This window comes from Roseburia sp. 1XD42-34, from assembly GCF_009917385.1.
Lineage (GTDB): Bacteria > Bacillota > Bacilli > Bacillales > Amphibacillaceae > Virgibacillus.
On record NZ_QWLJ01000089.1, the window covers coordinates 1 to 1,182 of the forward strand.

At 40.8% G+C, this 1,182-nt stretch carries 1 protein-coding gene; it reads right to left on the reverse strand.

Annotated features, from left to right (window positions below; translation table 11 throughout):
* On the reverse strand, window positions 1-892 hold an 892-nt coding region (locus tag D1839_RS20125), incomplete at its 3' end, for an IS110 family transposase (RefSeq protein WP_120381541.1).
* Window positions 893-1,182 lie beyond the last annotated feature (290 nt).

Sequence of the window (1,182 nt, forward strand, 5' to 3'; positions counted from 1 at the left end):
TATTTCCGGGGCTTACCCCTACCCATGAAGCTAAACGTTTTCCTGTTTTAAAGACGGACATATCTACGCCCATCTCAGCAACAAATACAGCGGCTGCATCTTTATTCACACCAGGAATGGTATCTAGTAGGTCTACTTCTCTCCGATAAGGCTCTAAACATTGGTCAATTTGTTTTTCCAATCTTTCCAATGTTTCCTCCAGATAAATCATGTGTTCCCAGTGATAACGCAACATATCCCGATGATGGCGACGAATTCGACCGTTGATCGATTCTGCTATGTCTGTTAGGCTGGACTTGACGCGCTTGTGGACCATTTCCCGAAGGCTTTTTTCCTCTATTTTTTCACCATTTATAATGGCCTCCAAAATTTTTCGCCCCGATTCACCAAAAATATCTGACAGAACAGAAGTAAGCTTGATATTGGCATCTTGAAGAATTTTATGGATACGATTCTGTTCAGCTGTACGATTATTAACCAGCTTTTTACGATAGCGGGTGAGGTCTCTTAAATCCCGAATATCCTCAGGAGGCACAAAGCTACCTTCAATAAGTCCACTGCGTAGTAGCTTTGCTAACCATTCTGCATCCTTGATATCTGTTTTCCTGCCAGGGACATTTTTAACATGCTTGGCATTGGCAAGCACAAGACGAAACTGATTTTCGAGAATATTCCATACCGGCTTCCAATAAACACCCGTACTTTCCATCACCACATCCGTTACTCCAAATGATACCAGCCAGTCATTAAGTTCTAGCAATCCTTTCGTTGATGTTGAAAAAGATTCCATAGACTTTTTTGGTCGTTTGTCTAAGGGACCATATAATACACAAGCTACCACTGTTTTCTGGTGTACATCCAAGCCTGCACATCTTTCCATCATTGCTTCCATGGGAGAACCTCCTCATCATTAAATGAACAATACAAATGACAGTAATTTTCTTGCAAAATTTTTGTATTCGTGATCTAGTCACAATAGATGGTACTTCTATACTGTCACAACCCGTTTCTTACGCAGGGTATCCCCTTTCAGGATCCGCCACTGTATATTCGATCTGGTTGTATTGTTATTAGGGTTATACCCACATTTGAATACGGTATATACCTCTTTTTAGATTTAAAATTTATTTTCATAATAGATGGTGGCTCGCGCTCTAGGCGAGCCATGGTGGTTTCTTATCT